At 64.9% G+C, this 20,233-nt stretch carries 14 protein-coding genes; 3 read left to right on the top strand and 11 right to left on the bottom strand.

All coding sequences use genetic code 11. From position 1 onward, the window contains the following. Window positions 1–41: 41 nt before the first annotated feature. Complete coding sequence (locus tag FZZ93_RS02690; protein WP_149320775.1) at window positions 42–719, bottom strand: DUF1007 family protein; 678 nt, start codon at window positions 717–719, stop codon at window positions 42–44. A 247-nt stretch (window positions 720–966) separates the two neighbouring features. Between FZZ93_RS02690 and FZZ93_RS02685 the strand changes: the two genes are divergently transcribed. Continuing rightward, window positions 967–3,036, top strand: a complete 2,070-nt coding sequence (locus tag FZZ93_RS02685) for a TonB-dependent siderophore receptor (RefSeq protein WP_149320774.1) — start codon at window positions 967–969, stop codon at window positions 3,034–3,036. A 6-nt stretch (window positions 3,037–3,042) separates the two neighbouring features. On the opposite strand, the gene FZZ93_RS02680 is transcribed toward FZZ93_RS02685, so the two are convergent. The 4 genes from FZZ93_RS02680 to FZZ93_RS02665 form a co-directional block, all read right to left on the bottom strand. After that, window positions 3,043–5,406 carry a molybdopterin-dependent oxidoreductase gene (locus FZZ93_RS02680; protein WP_149320773.1) on the bottom strand — a complete coding sequence of 788 codons (2,364 nt, stop codon included), beginning with the start codon at window positions 5,404–5,406 and terminating at the stop codon, window positions 3,043–3,045. A 99-nt stretch (window positions 5,407–5,505) separates the two neighbouring features. Continuing rightward, the gene (fhuB, locus tag FZZ93_RS02675) at window positions 5,506–7,491 is read right to left on the bottom strand and encodes a Fe(3+)-hydroxamate ABC transporter permease FhuB (protein WP_149320772.1); all 1,986 of its coding nucleotides are present in this window, start codon (window positions 7,489–7,491) and stop codon (window positions 5,506–5,508) included. Further along, window positions 7,481–8,392 carry an ABC transporter substrate-binding protein gene (locus FZZ93_RS02670; RefSeq protein WP_149320771.1) on the bottom strand — a complete coding sequence of 304 codons (912 nt, stop codon included), beginning with the start codon at window positions 8,390–8,392 and terminating at the stop codon, window positions 7,481–7,483. The genes fhuB and FZZ93_RS02670 overlap by 11 nt, the downstream gene beginning before the upstream one ends. Before the next feature lie 17 nt (window positions 8,393–8,409). After that, window positions 8,410–9,177: an ATP-binding cassette domain-containing protein gene (locus FZZ93_RS02665; RefSeq protein WP_149320770.1), complete on the bottom strand. Its 768-nt coding sequence runs from the start codon at window positions 9,175–9,177 to the stop codon at window positions 8,410–8,412. A 233-nt stretch (window positions 9,178–9,410) separates the two neighbouring features. Here FZZ93_RS02665 and FZZ93_RS02660 point away from each other — a divergent pair, with 233 nt between their 5' ends. Together FZZ93_RS02660 and FZZ93_RS02655 are read left to right on the top strand one after the other, a co-directional pair. Further along, window positions 9,411–10,022 carry a superoxide dismutase gene (locus FZZ93_RS02660; protein WP_149320769.1) on the top strand — a complete coding sequence of 204 codons (612 nt, stop codon included), beginning with the start codon at window positions 9,411–9,413 and terminating at the stop codon, window positions 10,020–10,022. Window positions 10,023–10,165: 143 nt separating this feature from the next. Further along, entirely contained in the window at window positions 10,166–11,959 is a 1,794-nt protein-coding gene (locus FZZ93_RS02655) for an ABC transporter ATP-binding protein (RefSeq protein WP_149320768.1), read from the top strand. 45 nt (window positions 11,960–12,004) lie between these two features. On the opposite strand, the gene FZZ93_RS02650 is transcribed toward FZZ93_RS02655, so the two are convergent. From FZZ93_RS02650 to FZZ93_RS02625, 6 genes are all read right to left on the bottom strand, one after another. After that, a complete protein-coding gene (locus FZZ93_RS02650; protein ID WP_149320767.1) occupies window positions 12,005–12,841 on the bottom strand; it encodes a sterol desaturase family protein in 837 nt (278 codons plus the stop codon). 180 nt (window positions 12,842–13,021) lie between these two features. Then, a complete protein-coding gene (locus tag FZZ93_RS02645; RefSeq protein ID WP_149320766.1) occupies window positions 13,022–15,106 on the bottom strand; it encodes a TonB-dependent siderophore receptor in 2,085 nt (694 codons plus the stop codon). A 265-nt stretch (window positions 15,107–15,371) separates the two neighbouring features. Then, entirely contained in the window at window positions 15,372–16,325 is a 954-nt protein-coding gene (locus FZZ93_RS02640) for a helix-turn-helix transcriptional regulator (protein ID WP_149320765.1), read from the bottom strand. Then, a complete protein-coding gene (gene fhuF, locus FZZ93_RS02635; protein WP_149320764.1) occupies window positions 16,322–17,068 on the bottom strand; it encodes a siderophore-iron reductase FhuF in 747 nt (248 codons plus the stop codon). Before fhuF ends, FZZ93_RS02640 begins: the two co-directional genes overlap by 4 nt. A gap of 69 nt (window positions 17,069–17,137) precedes the next feature. Continuing rightward, the gene (locus tag FZZ93_RS02630) at window positions 17,138–17,647 is read right to left on the bottom strand and encodes an RNA polymerase sigma factor (RefSeq protein WP_149320763.1); all 510 of its coding nucleotides are present in this window, start codon (window positions 17,645–17,647) and stop codon (window positions 17,138–17,140) included. Between the two features lie 104 nt (window positions 17,648–17,751). Further along, window positions 17,752–20,232, bottom strand: coding sequence for a GNAT family N-acetyltransferase (locus FZZ93_RS02625; RefSeq protein WP_149320762.1), 2,481 nt, complete (start codon window positions 20,230–20,232; stop codon window positions 17,752–17,754). Window position 20,233 lies beyond the last annotated feature (1 nt).

The raw sequence follows: 20,233 nt of genomic DNA, 5'->3' as shown, positions 1-20,233 counted from the left end.
CCGGCTGGGCATCATGGCGACGTACGTTATGGCGACGTACGTTATGACGAAGTACATTGCACCTCTCCCGTTTCGGCGAAGAAGCGGCCCAGGCCATCCGGGGCTTCGTCGGTGCGGTCCAGGCGGGAGGCCATGGCGACCTGCTCTGGATCGGGATCGGCGGCGATGATGCGGGTCGTGCACTCGGCTCCCGTCACCACCAGGGCATCTGCCCGGGGTGTCTGGTCGTCGTTGATCTCATGGACCATCTCGATGTAGTAGCTCGGATCATAGATCCGGTAACGCAGAGGGGCTTGGCCCAGTGCCAGGGGGTGGGCCAGGGGCAGCAGGAACATGAACTCCACCCGGTCATTGTGGGCCATGGTGGTGTACTCCCTGACGTCGTCCGTCTCGACCGGTTCGCCATCGTGGGTTATTTCGGTGAAGTAGTCCCGGGGTGCCAGGTTGTCGCGAATCTCCGAGCCCAACTGGTCGAGGCGGGCCTCCATGGGAGCGTCTCCCTCGGCTGCCTTCAATTCTTCCATCAGCACCAGACTGTAGAAGGGGTCGAGTCGCCAGCGCTGACGCAATGCCTCGACGCGGCCCTGATCATCGAGGATCACCTTCACGCTGATGTCCGCCCATACATGCGGGTGTGCCGCGACCATCGAGGGCAGCAGGAGCAGGGCCATTCCAAGCCCCAGGCGCCGAATCCCGGCGCCCATCATGATGTGTTGCATTGACCAGCACCCTTGAAAAGAAAATGAGCGTAGCAAGGAATGCGTCTCTGTCCCATCGCCGCATAATCATTTCCTCGCTGTGCCGGCTATCGGGCTCACGATGAGGGGACATCGAGCCGGTGGTGAAATGTGTGGATAATTGTGAATCTAGGTAACAACAATTATCATCTACATCCATGTGCCGAATGTCGTCGATATCGGCACGATGTCACTTTTTCGCTGCCATTCTTACCACCGAGGCTTGCCGATGCCACATCCACATCCTTCCACCCCGTTCCGTTCACCGATGGCGATTGCCGTTCGGCGTGCGCTGGGACTGACCTTGTCCGGCGCACTGCTGGGGTTGCCGATGAGCGCCCTGGCCCAGGATGATGGCGTCGAGTCCGACACCGTGGTGGTTACCGCCACGGCCTTGAAGGTGGCGGTGCCGCTTGCCGAGACGCCGCGCTCGGTATCCAGCGTGCAGCGCGAGGAACTGGACGAGCGCAATGTCCAGAGCCTCGACGAGAGCTTTCGTTATCGCGCCGGTGTGCTGTCGGGGCATTATGGCGCGGATAACAATACCAACTGGTTCAAGGTGCGCGGCTTCGATCAGGCAACCTACATGAACGGCCTGCGCCTGTTCGATCCGGGGTATTACGAGTGGACGCCGGAGCCCTATGGTCTGGAAAGCGTCGATGTGTTCAAGGGGCCGGCATCGATCCTCTACGGCGAGGCGCCTTCGGGGGGCCTGATCAACGCCGTCAGCAAGCGACCGACGGCCGAGCCACGCGGTGAAATCAACATCCAGGCCGGCAATCGGCAGCACCGTCAACTGGCCTTCGACACCTCTGGGCCGGTCACCGAGAGCGGCGATGTCCGCTACCGCATGGTCGGGCTCTACAAGGAGCGCGATGGTGACCTGGACGGTACCGACAACGAGCGCTACTACTTCGCGCCGAGCCTTGAGTGGGACATCTCGGATGACACCGAGCTGACCCTGCTGGCCAGCATCCAGAAGGACGACGGCGTCCCTGAAAACCCCTTCAAGCTGGCCTATGGAACGATTCAGGATACGCCTTTCGGCAAGGTCGACCCCGAGACCAACTATGGGGCGCCGGACTACGACAAGGACGAGCGCACCCAGGTGAGCCTCGGCTATGAGCTGAGCCATCGGCTTGATGACACCTGGAAGTTCGAACAGAACTTCCGCTACAGCCATCTCGATCTGGACCTGCGCAGCACCTACATGGATTTCGCCACCGGCGATGGCCGCACGGCCTATCGTGGGCACCTGCAGCGCGATGGCGAGATCGACAACCTGACGGTCGACAACCGCATGATCGGCAAGTGGTACACCGAACGCACGGAAAACACCTTGTTGCTTGGGGTCGACTATCAGGAACTGAGCCTCGACGGCAAGGAATTCGACGACTTCACCTATGACACCGTCGATATCTTCGATCCCGATACCTCCATCACACCGGTGGATCGGAGCCAGCTCTTCGGTCGACAGATCGACAAGCAGCAGCTTGGCATCTATGTGCAGGATCAGTTGCGCATCGATGATCGTTGGGTGCTGCTGGGTAGCGTTCGTCACGACAGTGCCGACGTGGAAAATACCAATCAGTCCCTCGATGTCACCGTCGATGAGACCCAGTCGCACACTTCCTATTCCGGCGGTGTGATGTATCTGGCTGACAATGGGATCAGCCCTTACCTGAGCTATACCGAGTCGTTCAGCCCGCAGGCCGAGACCAATGTGGACGGCGCGATCTTCGAGGAAATCGAAGGCAAGCAGTGGGAAGCCGGCATCAAGTATGCGCCGCTATTCTGGGATGGCTATGTCAGCGCGGCGGTGTTCGACATCGAGGAGTCCAATTCCTTCGAAACCACCCCGGCTGGTTATCAGGCTCAGGCCGGCGAACGCAGCGCCACGGGCCTGGAGATCGAAAGCGTGGGGTATCTGACCGATCAGCTCCAGCTCACGGCGTCCTACACCTACACCGATGCCCGTGACGCCGAGGATAATCGTGCCGCCTTGATTCCGCGTCATCAGGCCTCGGCCTGGCTGGATTACGGCTTCCAGCAGGGTGCCCTGCGAGGGCTCAAGCTCGGTGGCGGGGTACGCTATGTCGGCGAGAGCGTCGATGGCGACATCACGGTGCCGGACTACACCCTGGTCGATGCCATGGCCAGCTACGACTTCGCCGATCACTGGCGTGCCCAGGTCAACGTCAACAACCTGATCGACAAGGAGTATGTGGCCAGCTGCGACTTCTGGTGCTACTACGGCGAATCGCGCAGTGTCATCGGCAGCCTGAGCTATCGGTGGTAGGCGGCATCACGCATCGCCGGACGGTGTGACGCCCGGCGCTGCTTCACGGGGGCGACGACGGGAAATCTGGAGCATCGCCTCGTGGGGGACCGCATCGGGTAGCGGCGCGTCCCACCTGGCGATCGAGACCAGGGTCAGCTGTCCGGCACAGCCCTGGCTGAGCCCGGATGCGCCGATATCCGATGTCAGGATGTTCGGGTTGCCGTTAACGCAGGTCATGCCCGAGCCCTGGAGGTCCCGCGGCGCATACCAAGCGCCCGTGGAGAGCTGGACGACGCAGGGCGGCAGGTCGTCGCTGATGCGCGCTGCGGCAAGCGTCGCGCCCCGCTGGTTCCACAAGCGGATGACATCGCCATCCTGAATGCCCATGCGTGCGGCATCCTGTGGATTCAGTCGAGCGCACTCCCGGCCATCCTGCTTGAGTGACATGCTGGTCGCGCCAAAATCCAGCTGACTGTGCAGGCGTCCTCTCGGCTGGTTGGCCACCAGCTGGAAACGATGGATGCGGGTGAGTTCCCCTCCGAGCCACTCCTCTGGTTCGATCCAGGCGGGATGCCCCGGCAAGCCGCTGCTCGCGACGATGTCCGACCAGATCTCGAGCTTGCCGCTGGGAGTGTCCAGAGGGTTGGCATCCGGGTCTTCGTGGAAACGCGTCATGTGCCCCGGAGCCGATGCTACCGGCAGTTCAAGCGGCTCACCTAGCATGAACTCATCGAAATCGGGGGCCGGCAGGCCACGTTGGCCCAGTGCCCGCCGGGTGGGCTTGTACATATGGCGCAGCCATTCCCGGCTGGTCCGCCCCTCCGTGAAGGGCTCCTTGCAATCCAGCCTGGCGGCCAGCTCGGTGAAGATGGCGTAGTCATCACGGGCCTCGTGGCGTGGCGGTGCCAATTGTTGCATCGGGACCATGAAGGGATCACGGCTGCTGGCGCCGATGTCTTCGCGTTCCGCGCTTAGCGTGGCCGGAAAGATGATGTCGGCGTAGCGAGTGGAGGCGGTGGAGACGCTTTCGTGGATGATGACCGTGTCCGGTCTGGTGAAGCCCTCGCGTAGTTTTTCCAGGTCCTGATGATGATGGAAGGGATTGCCGCCCGCCCAGTAGACCAGCCGGATGTCCGCGTAGTGGCGCGTTTCACCCTTGTAGGTGTAGGGCTCGCCCGGGTTCAGCAATAGCTCGGCGATGCGCGCTACCGGGATGACGTCATCCACCCGATTGCGCCCCTGCGGCAGGACGGGCAGCGGCACATCCAGAGGCGGCTTGCCCAGGTTGCCGATCGAGGCGAGGCCGTAGGAGAAGCCGGCGCCGCGGCTTGGATACTGGCCGAGCATCGCGGCCAGTGTCAGGGCCATCCAGATCGGCTCTTCGCCGTAGCGTGAGCGCTGTAGCGAATAAGCGACGGTGATATGGGTGCGCTTGCTGGCAGCGCGTTCGGCCAGGTCGACAATTTGCCCGGCGGGCAGGTCGCAGATCTCCGCCGCCCATTCCGGGGTTTTCGCAATGCCATCGGCCTTGCCCGTCAGGTAGGCCTCAAAATGTTCATAGCCTCGGGTGTATCGGGCCAGATAGTCGTGGTCGACCCGGCCGCTGGCATGCAGGTGCCAGGCCATCCCCAGCATGAGGGCAACATCGGTCGCGGGACGCGGGGCCAAGCGGGTGACCTCGGGCAGGTCGGCGAAATCGTCGCGGAGCGGGCTGACCGAGACGAATTGACAACCCCGGGCAGCGGCGGCTTCGAGGGTCGACCGGGCAACGTGCTGGCTCGTGCCGCCGGGGCTGGAAGAATGGTTGCGCAGGGCCAGGCCGCCAAAGGCGATCAGCAACTCGGTATCTTCCGCGATCTCTCGCCAACTGGGAGGGTGGTTCAGCGGGTTGCCCCAGACGAGCTCCAGGATGACGGCCCCGGCCGCCGATGAATAGCTGTCGACCGAGCCGACGTAACCGCCGAAGACGGCATTGAGGAAGCGGTGGATTTGGCTCTGGACATGGTGAAAGCGACCGGCCGAGGCCCAGCCATAGGAACCACCGAAAACGTGGGCGCCGGCGACAGGGCCATCCCGGCGCTGATCGGGCCCGGCACCCAGTCGCCTGAGTTCTTTCGCCGCCAGGTCGAGGGCCTCGTCCCACTCGACTTCGACGAAGTCATCCTCGCCCCGACGCCTGTCGGGGCCCGGGCCGTTTTCCAGCCATCCACGGCGTATCAGGGGCTTGCTCAAGCGTGCCGGGTGGTTCAACGCGGCTGGAATGTTGTCGAGAACGGGGGAGGGATCGGGATCCTTGGCGAACGGCGTGATTTCCAGCGTGCCATTGCGATGCCGGGCCGAAAAGGTGCCCCAATGGCTGCTGTGATATCGAATGTCGTCCGTTGTCATTGCATGGTCTCCGTCCGCCTCGATTGCCCCGGTAGATTGCCCCCGGTAACTAGGCACTGTCTGAAAAGTCGACGAGCGCAGGCAGTTTTCAGACAATGCCTAGAGCCGGCGCAGCCCCCACATGAAATAAGCCCCGCCCAGCAGGGAGGCGACGATACCGGCAGGAATCTCCTGCGGGAACAGTAACTGGCGTCCCACCCAGTCGGCCAGCACCATCAACAGGGCGCCGGCCAAGGCCGCGCCCAGCAGATGCATGCTCGCCCGGGAGAAACCCAGCAGGCGGGCCAGGTGCGGGGCGAGCAGGCCGACGAAGGAAAGCGGACCGACCACCAGGGTGGCAGCGGCGGTGAGCAGGGCGACCAGCAGCAACAGCAGCAGGCGAGATCGCTTCAGGCCGATGCCCAGTGCCCGGGAGGTGGCGGCGCCCAGCGGCAGGATATCCAGCCAGCGAGCCAGTGGGCCGGTCATCAGGCCGAGCACCAAGGCTAGCGCGACGACGATCAGGGCGCTGGTCAGGTCGACGTAATAGGTGGAGCCTGACAGCCAGGCGATGACCTGCTGGCCGCGCGGGTCGCCGCCGGCCAGCACGATGGCGCGTACGGCGTCGAAGGCGGCGGTGATCGCCACCCCGGTCAACAACAGGCGCTCGGGCAACAGGCCGCTGCGACCGTTGATCAGGAGCAGCACGCCGAGACTGGCCAACGCCCCCAGGGTGCCCACGCCGACCAGCGTCAGGTTGTCGGGCGCGGGCAGCAGAAAGATGGCCAGGATCAGGGCGATGGCGCTGCCCCCGCTGATGCCCAGTACCTCGGGGCTGGCCATGGGGTTGGCGGTGACGCGCTGGATCAGGGTGCCGGCCAGTGCCAGCATCACGCCGCAGCCGGCCGAGGCGAGGACCCGGGGCAGCCGCCACTGCAGTACCTCCCAGTTGCCGGGCGAGAGCCAGGACCAGCCACTGGCGGTCTGGCCGGCGAACAGCGCTACCAGCGTCACGACGAGCAATCCCAGAACCAGCCCGCCCGCCAGGCGGCCGGGTGTGGGGTGGCGGCCGGCCGGCGCGGAGGCCGTACCGGGGGGCTGGTCGCCGCGCAGTTTCAGACGTGGAATCAGCCAGATCAACAGGGGCGCGCCCAGGGCGGCGGTGACGGCGCCGGTCGGAATCAGGCCCGATACCTGGCCGGTGAAACGTTGGAGCAACTGGTCGGTGGTGGCCAGTAGCAGAGCGCCCAGTAGCGTTGACCAGAGCAGTCGCTGGCCGAGGCGACGGGCGCCGGCCAGGCGGACGATATTGGGTGCGGCGAGGCCGATGAAGCCGATCACGCCGACCACGCTGACCACGCAGCCGGTGAGAAAGACCGCCAAGCCGAGGCCGGCCAGTCGCAATGCGCGCAGCGAGACGCCCAGGCTGCGGGCGCTGGCGTCGTCGAGTTCGAGCACCGCCAGGGGGCGCAGCAGCAACCAGGCTGCCAGGGCGCCGATGGCCAGGCGGGGCGCCAGGAAGGCCACGCCGCTCCAGTCGTTCTGGGCTAGCGAGCCGGCCCCCCAGATTAGCAGTCCCTTGAGTTCCTCCTGGTGGAAGAGCAGCAGCACGATGCCCAGCGCCCCCAGGTAGAGGTTGACCACCAGACCGCCGAGCACCACGACCACCGGGGCCAACCCGCGTCGCCAGGCCAGCGAGAACACCAGCGCCATGGCCAACCCGCCGCCGAGCAGCGCGACCCATTCGCGTCCCCAGCCCAGCAGTCCGGGAGCCAACAGGGTGGCGACCATCAGGGCCAGGTTGGCACCGCTGGCCACCCCCAGGGTGGTGGGCGCCGCCAGTGGATTGCGCAATACCTGCTGCATCAGCACGCCGGCCAGCGCCAGGCCGCCGCCGGCCAGCAGCGACATGACCAGCCGCGGCCACCAGCTGAAATGCAGCACCAGGGTGTCCATCGTGGGATTGGCGCTGCCGAACAGGGCCTGCAGACCGGCGGTGAACCCTGCGCCATCGTTCAGGCTCGTCGAGGCCAGCGCCACGAGGGCCAGGCAGAGCAGGATGCAAGCGACGCCCGGGGTCAGGCGGAAGGCTGGCCTAGCGAGCATGAGGCGACTCCAGCGCGGCGGTGAGTTGCTCGGCGAAGCGCTGTGCCGAGGGCAGGGCGCCGAAGCTCCAGACCGGCGGTAGTACTAGGGGCTCGCCTCGGCTGTCGTGAATCAGCCCCTGCCAGAGCCCGCTTTTCTCGAGCGTCTCGCGGACGCCGGCGGGATAGGGCTCGACCACCACCAGACGGGCGTCGAGATTCGCCAGCGACTCGATGCCGGCCAGCGAGAAGCCCCAGGCGTTCGTCTTGCCGGGCCAGGCATTGTCGAGGCCGAGGCGTTCCAGCACCGCCTGATACAGACCGTTGTCACCGAAGACGCGAACGTGGCGCGCGTCCATGAACTGGACGACCAGCAGCGGCGGAGTGTCATCGGGCAGTTGTCGACGCAGCTCGTCGATACGTGCCTCGGTGCTCTTGATCAGCCGGTTGGCGGCCTCGGGACGGCCCACGAGTTCCGCGACGCCATGCGTCAGTTCGCGCATTTCCTGCCAGGTGTCGCGTCCGGGCGTGTAGAGCGTGAAGTTCTGCACCGGCGCGATGCGCGACAGGCGTGGTGTCAGATTGGCGAACATCGGCGAGATCAGGATCTGGTCAGGGGCGAGGTCCGACAGCAGCTCGAGATTGGGTTGGGTGCGCAAGCCGAGATCGGTCACGCTTCCGGGCAGGTGGGGCTCGCCGACCCAGGCATGATAGGCATCGACCTGGGCGACCGCTTCGGGCGGCGTGCCCAGTGCCTGAAGGGTCTCGGCCAGGGTCCAGTCGAGGGTCGCGATGCGGGGCGAGGCGGCGAGGGCAGTCGGCGCGATGATGAGACAGCCGAGTAGCAGCGAGACGGCCAGCCCGCGCAGAGTGGCGCGACGGTACGTGGTGGAACGGGGGGCGGGACCGAAACTCAGGAGCATGACGTCATGGCTTGAGGTCAATGAACGACGGCGATGGGATGTTCTCCACCGGGATGGGACATGACACGCATGGGAATGCCGTAGATGGCCTCAAGGGTAGCATCGTCCATCATCTCCCTGGGGCTGCCCTGGGCAAGGATTCGACCGCTGTGCAGGGCCACCAGGTGATCGCAGTAGCGCGCCGCCATGTTGACGTCGTGCAGCACGATGACCACGCCCAGACCGAGTTCGCGACACAACTGGCGCACCAGCGCCAGAACCTCGACCTGATGGGCGATATCCAGTGCCGCCAGGGGCTCGTCGAGCAGCAGGAAGCGGCTGCCCTGGGCCAGCAGCATGGCCAGCCAGACGCGCTGGCGCTCGCCGCCGGAAAGCGTATCGACGAGGCGGTCGGCGAATGCCTGGGTGTGGGTGAGTTCGATGGCACGCTCGACCTGGTCGCTGTCCTCGCGGGTATGCCGCCCGAGCAAGCCGTGCCAGGGGTAGCGGCCGAAGCCGATCAGCTCGCGACCGGTCAGGTTCTCCGCACTGGGCAGGTGCTGGGGCAGGTAGGCGACCTGGCGGGCGAACTCGCGGTGGCCCCAGCGGGCCAGGGGTCGATCGTCGAAGCGCACCTCGCCGCGACTGGCGGGTTGCTGTTGGGCCAGCAGCTTGAGCAGAGTCGACTTGCCGGAGCCGTTATGGCCGATCAGGCCGTAGACCCGCCCCTCGTCGAAGCTGAGGTCGGTGGGATGCAACAGCCGGCTGCCGTTGACCTCGAAGGTCGCGGCCTTGACTTCGAACATGATGGACTCCACATCTCTTGGGGAGCGTGAGGGCGTCATCGATGGCCTCGCGCCCGGCTAGCCTAAAGCAGATAAGAATGGTTATCAATATTCGCTCGATGAGGTCGATGAAGAAATTCTATGGAAAATTGATAATCATTTTGCGTTAGTGTCTAGAGTCCTGATTTGCCATACTCTTGTATGCGACGAGTCGCGGTCCCGCGACCATTTATCAACGAGGAGGATGCTTTATCATGCCGCATTCACTGCCCGAGATTGCGTACCAGTACGATGCCCTGGAACCCCATATCGATGCTTTGACCATGGAGATCCACCACACACGGCACCATCAGACTTATGTCAATAATCTGAATGCCGCGCTCGAGGGCACTGGCCTCGAGGAAGTGCCGGTGGACGAGCTGGTTGCCAATCTCGATCGCGTGCCCAGCGACAAGCGTCAGGCCGTGATCAACAACGGCGGCGGCCACTCCAACCACTCCATGTTCTGGCAGATGATGTCGCCGCAGGGCGGCGGTCAGCCCAAGGGCAAGGTGGCCGAGGCCATCGACAGCGAACTGGGCGGCTTCGACGCCTTCAAGGAGGCCTTCACCAAGGCAGCCCTGACTCGCTTCGGCAGTGGCTGGGCCTGGCTGAGTGTTGACCCGCAAGGCAAGCTGGTGGTCGAGAACACCCTGAACCAGGACAGCCCGCTGATGAACGGCAACACCCCGGTGCTGGGCCTGGATGTGTGGGAGCACGCTTACTATCTGAAGTATCAGAACAAGCGTCCCGATTACATCGCGGCCTTCTTCAACGTGGTCGACTGGGACGAAGTCGAGCGTCGCTACCAGGCTGCCACTGCCTGAGGCAACGCCTGATCGCGCCCGGACCGGGCGCGGCGATAGTAGATTCGCCAGGGTCGGCTGACACGCCGGCCCTGGCGTTTTTCGTTTGCCGGCATTGTCGAGGCGTCTCGCCGGTGTCTCCATGCGATCAAGGAGTGTCACGCATGTCGAGCAGGAGCAGTTTTCAGGCTCTGGGACGCCTGTTGCGTTACGCCCGAGGGCATCGACGGCACATCATTGCCGCCACGGTCTGTTCGATCATCAACAAGTTGTTCGATATCGCCCCGGAGATTCTCATCGGGGTGGCCATCGATGTGGTGGTAAACCAGGAGGACAGCTTTGTCGCCGGGCTGGGGTTCAGCACGGCCCGCGAGCAGATCCTGGTGCTCGGGGTACTGACCTTCTTCATCTGGGCCGGCGAGTCGCTGTTCGAGTACCTCTACCAGATTCTGTGGCGCAATTTGGCTCAGCGTTTGCAGGCCGAGCTGCGTCAGGATGCCTACGAACACGCGCAACGCCTCGACATGAGCTTCTTCGAGGCGCAGAGCTCGGGTCGCCTGGTGGCGATCATGAACGATGACGTCAACCAGCTCGAGCGCTTCCTCGATGGTGGCGCCAATTCCATGATCCAGGTCGGGGTCTCCGTGGTGGCGGTAGGGGCGGTGTTCTTCGTGCTTTCGCCGCTGATCGCGCTGCTGGCCTTCACGCCGATTCCGCTGATCGTATGGGGGGCCTTCTTCTTCCAGCGCAAGGCCGGGCCGCTGTACGCGGAGGTGCGCGAGCGTGTTGGGGAGCTGGCCAGCCGGTTGTCCAACAACTTGGCGGGCATCGCGACGATCAAGAGCTTCACCGCCGAGGCGCGCGAGGCCGAGCGCCTGCGTCAGACCAGCGAGGCCTATGTGGAGGCCAACCGCCGGGCGATCCGCATCAGCTCGGCGTTCATTCCGGTGATTCGCATGGCGATCCTCACCGGCTTTCTGGCGACCTTCACGGTGGGCGGCATGATGGCCCTGCGCGGTGACCTCAATGTCGGCGCCTATGGCGTGCTGGTGTTCCTGACCCAGCGACTACTGTGGCCGCTGACCGGGCTGGCCCAGGTGATCGATCTGTTCGAACGGGCCATGGCCAGCACCCGGCGCATCCTCGATCTGCTGGCCACGCCGATCCAGGTGCATGACGCCGGTGGTTCCGATCTGGCGCGTCCGGTGCGTGGCGCGGTGCGCTTCGAGGGCGTGGGGTTTCGTTACGCCGAATCCGGCGCCGGGGTCGAGGATGTCGATCTCGAGGTGCCGTCCGGCCACACCCTGGCCCTGGTGGGTGCCACGGGGTCGGGCAAGTCGACGCTGATCAAGCTGCTGCTGCGCTTCCAGGATCCGGCCGAGGGCCAGGTGCTGATCGACGACCAGCCGGTCGAGACGCTCACCCTGACCTCGTTGCGCGAGGCCATCGGCCTGGTCAGTCAGGATGTCTATCTCTTCGAGGGCTCGGTGCGCGACAACATCGCCTATGGTCGCCCCGAGGCCGACGAGGACGAGGTGATCGAGGCGGCTCGCACCGCCGAGGCCTGGGGCTTCATCCAGACGCTGCCGCAAGGGCTCGACACACCGGTCGGCGAGCGTGGCGTACGGCTTTCCGGCGGGCAGCGCCAACGGCTGTCGCTGGCCCGGGCGTTGCTCAAGGATCCGCCGATCCTGGTGCTGGACGAGGCGACCAGCGCCGTGGACAACGAGACCGAGGCGGCGATCCAGCGCTCGCTGGCGCGGATCGGCCACGGGCGCACGGTGATCATGATCGCTCATCGGCTCTCGACCATCGTGCATGCCGACGAGATCGCGGTCGTCGAGGCGGGGCGCGTCGTCGAACGCGGTCGCCACGATGAGCTGCTGTCGCGGCAAGGGCGATATGCGGCCCAGTGGCGCGTGCAGACCGGCGAGGCCGGGGCAGTGCTGTCGGACTGAAGCGGGATCGAGCACGTGACGCGGCGCGGCCAGACGACGTGATGGTCAGGCACGCGGCGTCTTGTCGCTCTCGTGACGAGACGGGTCGAGAAACGGCTGGATCAACAGGCGATCCAGCCGGAGGGCGCGGGCATCGCGGAACGCCTCGAGGCCGATCGTCATGTCGAGGTGGCCGGCAGCGGGCTGGGCGCGGTAGGTGCCGAACAGGTGGTCCCACCAGGGCAGGTTGAAACCGAAGTTGCTGTCGGTCTCCCGGGGGATGATCGAGTGATGCACACGATGCATCTCCGGTGTGACCACGAACCGCCGCAGGTGCCGGTCGAGCCAGGCAGGCAAGTGCACATTGCCATGGTTGAACATCGAGGTGGCATTGAGCACGACCTCGAAGATCAGCACCGCGAGCATCGGTGCGCCCAGCGCCATGACCGCGGCAAGCTTGATGACCATCGAGATCAGGATCTCCAGGGGATGAAAGCGGAGTCCGGTGGTCACGTCGAATTCGAGATCGGCATGATGCATGCGATGCAGTCGCCAGAACCAGGGCACGGCATGGAACAGCCGATGCTGAAAGTAGATGGCCATGTCCAGTGCCACGAATGACACCAGAATCGCCAGCCAGCCCGGCGAGGCTAGCGTGTTGAACAGGCCCCAGCCATGCTCGGCCGCGAGAAGGGCGGCCCCGACCGCGGCCAGCGGGAAGACCAGGCGCACCGCCAGGGTGTCGAGTGCCACGATCATCAGGTTGTGCGGCCAGCGCTGTCGGCGTGAGTAGCGCTGGGGCCGACGCGGTGCGGCGATTTCCCAGAGCGCCATCGCCGCCAAGACGCCGGTGAAGACGCCGAGCCGGATCGCCGGTTCATGCATCAATATCGTGTCGATCATGGCGTTCACCGGTTGGCTGGAAATGGAGAGAGTCCATTTCCCAGTATTGCCAGGGCCGGGAAGAGATCAACCCCGGTGGGAGGAGGCCACACCGGGGTATCAGGTCAAGGTGTTGGATGAGTCCAGTTGTCGGACGACGACTCAACGCTCAGGGAGCGCAGCAATAAATCAGTGTTTCATTTAGAAGGCGTAGCTGACGGTGGCCTTCACACTACGCTCCGCGCCGAAGTAGCAGTACTGCAGCGAGTTGCAGGAAGCCACGTATTCCTTGTCCAGCAGGTTGTTGACGTTGAGGCGACCGGTAACGCCCTTCAGGCCGACGTTGGCGAAGTCGTAGCTCAGGGCGGCGTCGACCAGAGTATAGTCTGGCACCTGCTCGGTGTTGGCGCGGTCGGCCTGGATATCGGCGCGGTAGCGAACGCCAAGGCCGGCGCCGAGACCGGAGAGCGTGCCGCCGTCGAAACGGTAATGGCCCCAGACCGATGCCTGGTGACGCGGCGCATAGATGGCGCGGTTGCCTTCGTTGCCGTCGTCGCTCTGGGCGTAGGTGATGTCGGTGAAGCTGTAGCTGGCCTGCAGGCGCAGGTTGTCGGTCAGTTGGGTGTGGGCCTCGAGCTCGACGCCCTGAGACTCGATCTCGCCGATGGCCTCATAAGGATCGGAGGGCTGCTCCTTGGTGGCCACGTTCTCCTGATCGATATGGAACAGTGCCAGGCTGTAGCGGTCCTGGGTGCCGTTGGGCTGGTACTTTACCCCGGTCTCGAGCTGCTGGCCTTCCATGGGCTTGAGCAGGTCGCCGTTTTCGTCGATGAAGCTGGTCGGCGTGAAGGCGGTCGAGTAGCTGATATAGGGCGATACGCCATTGTCGAACGCATAGAGCAGACCGGCGCGGCCGCTGAACTGGGTGTCGTCCAGGTTGCTGGTGTCGCCGGTGCCCTTGTCGGTGTTTTCGATGTCGACCCAGTCGTAGCGACCACCGAGGGACAAGCGCCAGTTGCCGACGGCCATCTGGTCCTGAATATAGACCCCGGTCTGGGTCAGTTCGTGACGCTCGTCGTTGGTGGTTGCTATATCACCGATGGGGTCGGCACCGTATTCGGGGTTGAAGGCGTCAATGGTCGGGAAGGAGCCTGAGGTCCAGACCACGTCGTTCTCGCGCCGCTGATAGTCGGCGCCGAACAGCAGGGTGTGGTCGACGGCGCCGGTCTTCAGCTCGGCCTGCAACTGGTTGTCCAGGGTCCAGGCGTCCATGGACTCTTCGGCACCGGCGTAGTAGCGGTTGAGTTCGGTGTCGTTGGCCCAGCCGAAGCCATAGACCTGATCCATATGAACATCGGTGTTCAGGTAGAGCAGTTTCTGGCGTGCTGTCCAGTCATCGTTGAAGCGGTGTTCCAGGTCGTAGCCGACCATGCGTTGGGTGCGCTCGAACTTGTCGTAGTCGTCCTCGCCGTCGAAGAAGTTGTTGTCGATCTTCCGGCCGTTGCGGCTTTCTACCGCGCCTTCATAGGGCACGCCGGAGTGATAGCCGCCTTCGGGGTCCTTCTGCAGGTAGGCGTGCAGGGTCAGGCTAGTGGCATCGGTGATGTCCCAGGTCAGTTGAGGCGCGAAGGCATAGCGCTCCTCCTCGATCGGGCCGAACTGGGTGTCGGCGGCACTGGCCTTGCCGGTCAGGCGGAAGGCGACGCGACGCTCGTCGTCCAGCGGCCCGGTGAGGTCGAAGGCGGCACTGCGCTGATCGTTGTTGCCCACGCCGATACGGATCTCCCCGCTGTCCTCGAACTCGGGCCGCTTGCTGGTCATCGAGACCAGGCCGCCGGGGGATGCGCGACCGTAGAGCACCGAGGCCGGTCCCTTGACCACCTCGATGTTGTCCAGGAAGTAGGGATCGATGACCAGCGAGCTGTAGGAATTGGCATCGCCCATCAGCTTGAGGCCGTCGAGGAAGGTATTGCTCAGGCTGCCGTCGGAGAAGCCGCGCATCACGATGTAGTCGTAGCGGTTGGAGGCGCCGACCTGGTTGGCGTAGACCCCGGCCGTATAGTTCAGGGCGCGCTGCACCGTCTCGGCGCCTTTTTCTTCCCAGTCATCGCGCTCGACCCGAGAGGTGGCCTGGGGCGTCTCGTTGAAGGGCGTCTCGGTCTTGGTCGCTGCGGTGCCGGTGACGGTCACGGTACCGAGCTGTTCGGTCTGCTGGGCCTGGGTAGTCAAGGCGGTACCGGAGGTTGCCAGGGCGATGGCAAGCGCCAGGGGAGTGGGTCGGAACATGCAGGGTATCCTGTGGGGGTGTGCTGTTGTCGGGCCAAGAAGCTTTGGGAAGCACTGAATAAATGCCTGCGCATGCAAATCGCTGCGTTGCGCGGTACTCGAAAGCTCGCCTAACGAGGTGTTATGTCTCGCTTTCTGTGCTCCGTGCGCCTTGCGCTTCACTATGCTCGGCGATGTATTCAGCGCCTCCCTTGTGTAATGAGAATTATTGCCTTTAATAGGCCGTTATGAGTATGCGGGGTGCTCATCTGCTTATGCGCAGCGCTCAGAGATGTTCGGCGAGGGAACTCGGCGCGACGCCGTAATGGCGTCGGAAGGCGGTGGCGAAGTTGCTGGCGTGGCGATATCCACAGAAATGGGCGGCCTGCTGCACGCTGAAACCACGGGTCAGGTAATCCCGAGCGAGGGCGAGCCGGTATTCGCGTAGATCGTCGAAGACGCTCTTGCCAAAGGCGGCGCTGTACTTGCGCCTGAGGCTGGCGGGACTCATGGCGGCGAGCCTGGCCAGGGCGTCGAGACGATGCTCCTGAGCCGGGTCGGCGCGCAGGGCCTCGCGGACCCGCTCGAGACGCTGCTGTTCGCCCGGGGCCGGGGGGGAGACCGAAGCGGGCGGCGATGCTCGGCGGGTGTCGGGCAGGCCGTGGGCCAGTAGTTGCAGGCTCAGGCCTTCGAGCTGAAGGCGTTGCGCGGCGGCGTCCAGGGGCGTGTCGATGGCCTCCTCGAGGGCGCTGCGCAGCGTGGCAGGCAGGCGCCAGGCGCGCATGTGCGAGCTCTGATAGGGAACGGGCTCGCCGACCAGGGCGGTCAGCCGGGATTCGTCGAGCCCCAGGGTCAGGGCGCGGATGCGCTGTCCGGCGGGTTGCACGGCGCTCAGGCCGTGGCGATCGTCGAGCTGGACGCTGAGCGCCATGCCGGGGCGCAGTGTCAGGCGATGTTGCGCCAGGCTGATCTCGGCCTCACCTTCCAGCATGACGATGATCGACAGCGGCGCCGGGGCCCGGGAGCGGGAGTCGTAGCGTTCCAGCACCTCGATGTCGGAGGCCACCAGTTGCATGCCCGGCCCGGGAGTCAGCTCCTGGACCCGGCCGCGCACCACGGTACGCGGTCGGTCGCCCAGATGAGGGAAGTGGTAGTCGATGCCGTAATGCTGTCCATAGGCCCTGAGGTCCTGCGAGGTATGCGCCCGGACGCGCTGGCGCTCGGTGGTGAGGCGCGTCATGTCGTTTCCGCCTGACGCCGTCGGTGGCCCCGGCATTCCAATGGGCAGTTCTCGCAGTAACCGAGTTCGTCGATCAGGTAGCGGATACAGCACAGCCGGCGGACCCGCTTGGGGGAGGCCTCGTTCGCTGCGACATAGCGCACCGGCTGGTACAGCGGGTTGCGGCGTCCGTCGGCCAGGCTGCGGGACGCCATCAACCGCTGGGCCGGCTCGGCCATCGCCTCCGTGGCCATGGGATGCGCCGGCAAGACGCTGACAAAGTACTCGAAGTAGTTGCCGGCATTGCTCCAGAACACCTTGGGCGAGGCCCCGGAATAGGCCGCCAGGCTTTCGATCAAGGGTGTCAGGTGCTCATCGATCAGGGTGGTGAAGCGCGCGGTGCCATCCAGCTCGGCCAGGGGGCGGCCTTCGTCCTTGAGGCACAGGCCAGCAATATGGCCCTCCGGTGCCAGGATCAGTCGCAGGTCGTCCAGCGCCAGGGGCAGGTCGCGCTCGAGGATCAGGTTGGCGGCCAGGGTCGTGGCGGCCACGGTGGCGAAATGCCACTTGGTCCAGAGCGAGACCAGGGCGCGGCGGTCGCCGCCGGGATAGCGGGCGCTGAAATCGGCCATCAATGCTTCGAGACGGGCGGGGTCCAGAAGCTCGGCGGCCGCAATGGTATCGGGCGTGGCGCGAGTCGACACACGCGGTGGTGTCAATTGCTCCATGGGGCCGATGTACAGCGATGACAGCGCGAAGGACATGGGACACCGTCGAGGATGGATGTGTCGGAATAGTAAAACAAATGGGAATCGTTATCAAAATTGAGTCGCTCAGGCGGTCGATTCGAGCAGTCGACACCGGCAGCCCTCGAGGGCCTGGGAGATGTAGCGACCCGCCATGCGTTCCGAAACGCCGAGGCGCCGACCGATCTCGGCCTGGGTGAGGCCCTCTAGCCGGTGCCAGGTCAGGGCCTGACGCTGTCGCGGCGGCAATTCCGCCAGGGCGCTCTGCAGCCCTTTCCAGCACAGGCTGCGCTCGGCGTCGGCCTCGGGGTCGGCATGCGGGCAGGTCAGGCACATGCCGGAGGCATCCACAGGCGGGCCTTCGGGACGGACGCGGCAGCGGCGCTGGTGGTCGATGAGCAGGTTGCGGGCGATGCGGAACAAATAGGCCCTGGGCTGTTCGAGGGCATCGGGGTCTGGATGCTGGCCGAGGCGCAGGAAAACGTCCTGGCACAGGTCTTCGGCCAGCTCGGGGCGGGACAGCCGGCGCTGAAGATAGCCGGCGAGATCCTGGGCATGGCGCCGGAAGAGGGCGTCGAGATCGAGAGAAGGCGTCATGGGTAGCTCCATCCTGGGAACCGTGGTATCGGGGATCATGAGGGGTATCACTGAGCACCGCCCGGCTCCTGGCGGGATCCGGGCGGTGGTACTGAGCGGTTCACCTAGACCTGGGCCGGTATGTCGCGCGTTGCGTCCTGCGTTTCTTTTTCCTCTTTCTCCTCTTTCTCCTCTTTCTCGGGGCGGAAGGCGGCGATCGGGTTGATCAAGGTGCCGGCGAACTGCAGGTTGCCGGCCGGGTCGGCCAGGTCGATCATCTGCTGGTGGTCATTGAGTTGCAGTCGGTTCAAGCAGGAAAGGGTGAACTCCGGCGCGAAGAGGTCGTAGCGCGCGAATTTCTCGGTGAACTCGGGATGCGCCCGCTGGTAGTCGATTACGCAGTGGGCGACCCGCTCCCAGAAGCGCGCCTCGCTGATATCGCCCTGCTCGACCAGCAGGGCCGACATGAAGCGCAAAAAGCAGTCGAAGACATCGGTGAAGATCGACAGCACCTTGAGCGGTTCGGGGACGTCCACGCTGATGCGCGAGACGGCCCCGGGCAGTTCCACCTCGGTGTTCATGATGCCGATCTCCTCGGCGATATCCTTCATGATGGCCCGCACCGGCACGCCGTCCTCGAGTTGCAGGATCAGGTTCTCGCCGTGGGGCATGAACACCAGGTCATGGGCATAGAAGCAGTGCAGCAACGGACGCAGATAGACGCGCAGGTAACGGTCGAGCCAGTCGAGGGTGGTGAGTCCCGATGAGGCGATCAGCCGTGGCAGCAGGGCGTGCTCTTCGGCGTCCACGTGCAGCAGGGCGGCCATGGTCATCAGGCGTTGGCCGTCCTGCTGGTAGTGCATCGGGCTCTCCCGCCATAGGCAGGCCAGCATCTTCTTGTAGGCGCTGTAGTGGTCGAAGGCCGGTTCGATGGCGTCGCGGCGATAGCCGATGGCGGCCTGCTCGCGTAGTACCGTGAAGCCCTGGGCGCGCAGTTCGGGGTCGCCATCGACCAGTTGCTTGATCCAGTCGTTGATGGCCGGGGTAGCGCACATGTAATGCGGCGAGAGACCGCGCATGAAGCCCATGTTGAGGACCGACAGCGCTGTCTTCACGTAACGCCGCCGAGGCTGGCTGATGTTGAACCAGGTGCGGATCGACTGCTGGGCCTGGTACTGGTCGTGCCCATGCCCCAGGCAGACGATGCGCTGGCGCGCCACTTCGGCGGCGAAGGTGATGGCCAGTTTGTGGAACCATTGCCAGGGATGAGCCGGCATCAGCAGGTAGTCGTCCGGCGCGAGCCCGCGCGCTTCGAGCCGGCGATGAAAGTCGGCCAGGCCGGCCTCGCCGAGCTCCTCGTGCAGCAGGCGTTCGTAGTCGAGGCCTTCGATGGCGCTGAAGTGGGCATCCTCACGGTGAACCGCCAGCCATACCAGGGTGATGGGCGCGGCGGCCTCCGGCGCGTAGGCGTGGTAATCCACGGCATCGAAGCCCATGCGGCCGTTGTTGGCGACGAAGACCGGGTGGCCCTCGGTCATGGCGGCCTCCAGGGTCTGGAAGTCGGCTCCGACCAGGCCGTCGGCGTCGGGACGGGTGTCATCGAGCTTGTAGGCACCGCCGAACAGGGTGCTGGCGACCTCCTCGAGGTAGACCGGCAGCATGGCTTCGCCGATGCCCAGCGGTTGGCGAAACTCGAGAATGAACCCTTGGGCGTCGAGCTCGGCGGAGGCGCCGTCGACGCGCTTTTCCAGGGAGCCGAGATCGATCGCCCAGTGATCGAGTGCCAGACGGCGGGCGCGGAAGTGGTATTCGATGTTGCCTTCGGGCGCGACGAGCCGATACTCGCCGTGGCCTGCTGCATCGACGGCCAGTGCCTCGGGCGCTATCAGCCGTTCGTGGCTGAACTCGGCGATGGCTTTGCGGATCAGCCAGCGGTTGGCATGGCTCCAGAGCTCGGGCTTGAGGTGGGATGTGGCACGGCCCGGCTCGGCGGCCAGCGACGGGTCGAGGCGCGGGTTCTGGCGGCTAACCGCCGAGGCGAAGGTCTCGCGGTCGCAGAACGCCAGGTGCGCGGTCTTTTCCTCGAGTTCCACGATGCGCTCATAGTGAAACCCGGCGCGTCGGTTGAGCGGGTGAATCCCGGCGTTGTTGATGTCGGGTTCGACCACCACGCGCCGCGTCCCGGAATCCTCGAACATGAAGGCCAGGATGGTGGTGATCACCTGGGTCGTGAAGCCGGGCAGGGGCGTTTCGGGCGGGGCCACCAGGAAGTGCATGCCGCTATCGCCTTCGGCGACGTCATAGTGCTCGCCGATGGGGTCGTGGCGTGGGTCGTAGCACTCCACCAGGAAGGCGGGTTCGCCGTCGAACAGCCCCAGATAGCCTTGGGCGTGGTCGCTCTCCTGAAGGTCGCGATAGAAGGCCAGGACACGTTCCGGCGAGTGCCCTTGCATACCCCAGAAGTGGGCCCGCGGGGCGCTGACCCAGGCATGGACCAGCGCCAGGTCGTCGGGCAGGTGCAGCGGGCGCAGGCTGAAGGTGCCCAGGCCATGGGCGTGGCGGGAGTAGAGGCTGCGGGTGGTCGGTGTCGGTTGAAAGAGGTTCATG

The organism is Halomonas eurihalina (assembly GCF_008274785.1).
Lineage (GTDB): Bacteria > Pseudomonadota > Gammaproteobacteria > Pseudomonadales > Halomonadaceae > Halomonas > Halomonas eurihalina.
The sequence above is the reverse complement of the archived record's forward strand: the minus strand, read 5'-3'. Positions and strand labels throughout refer to the sequence as shown.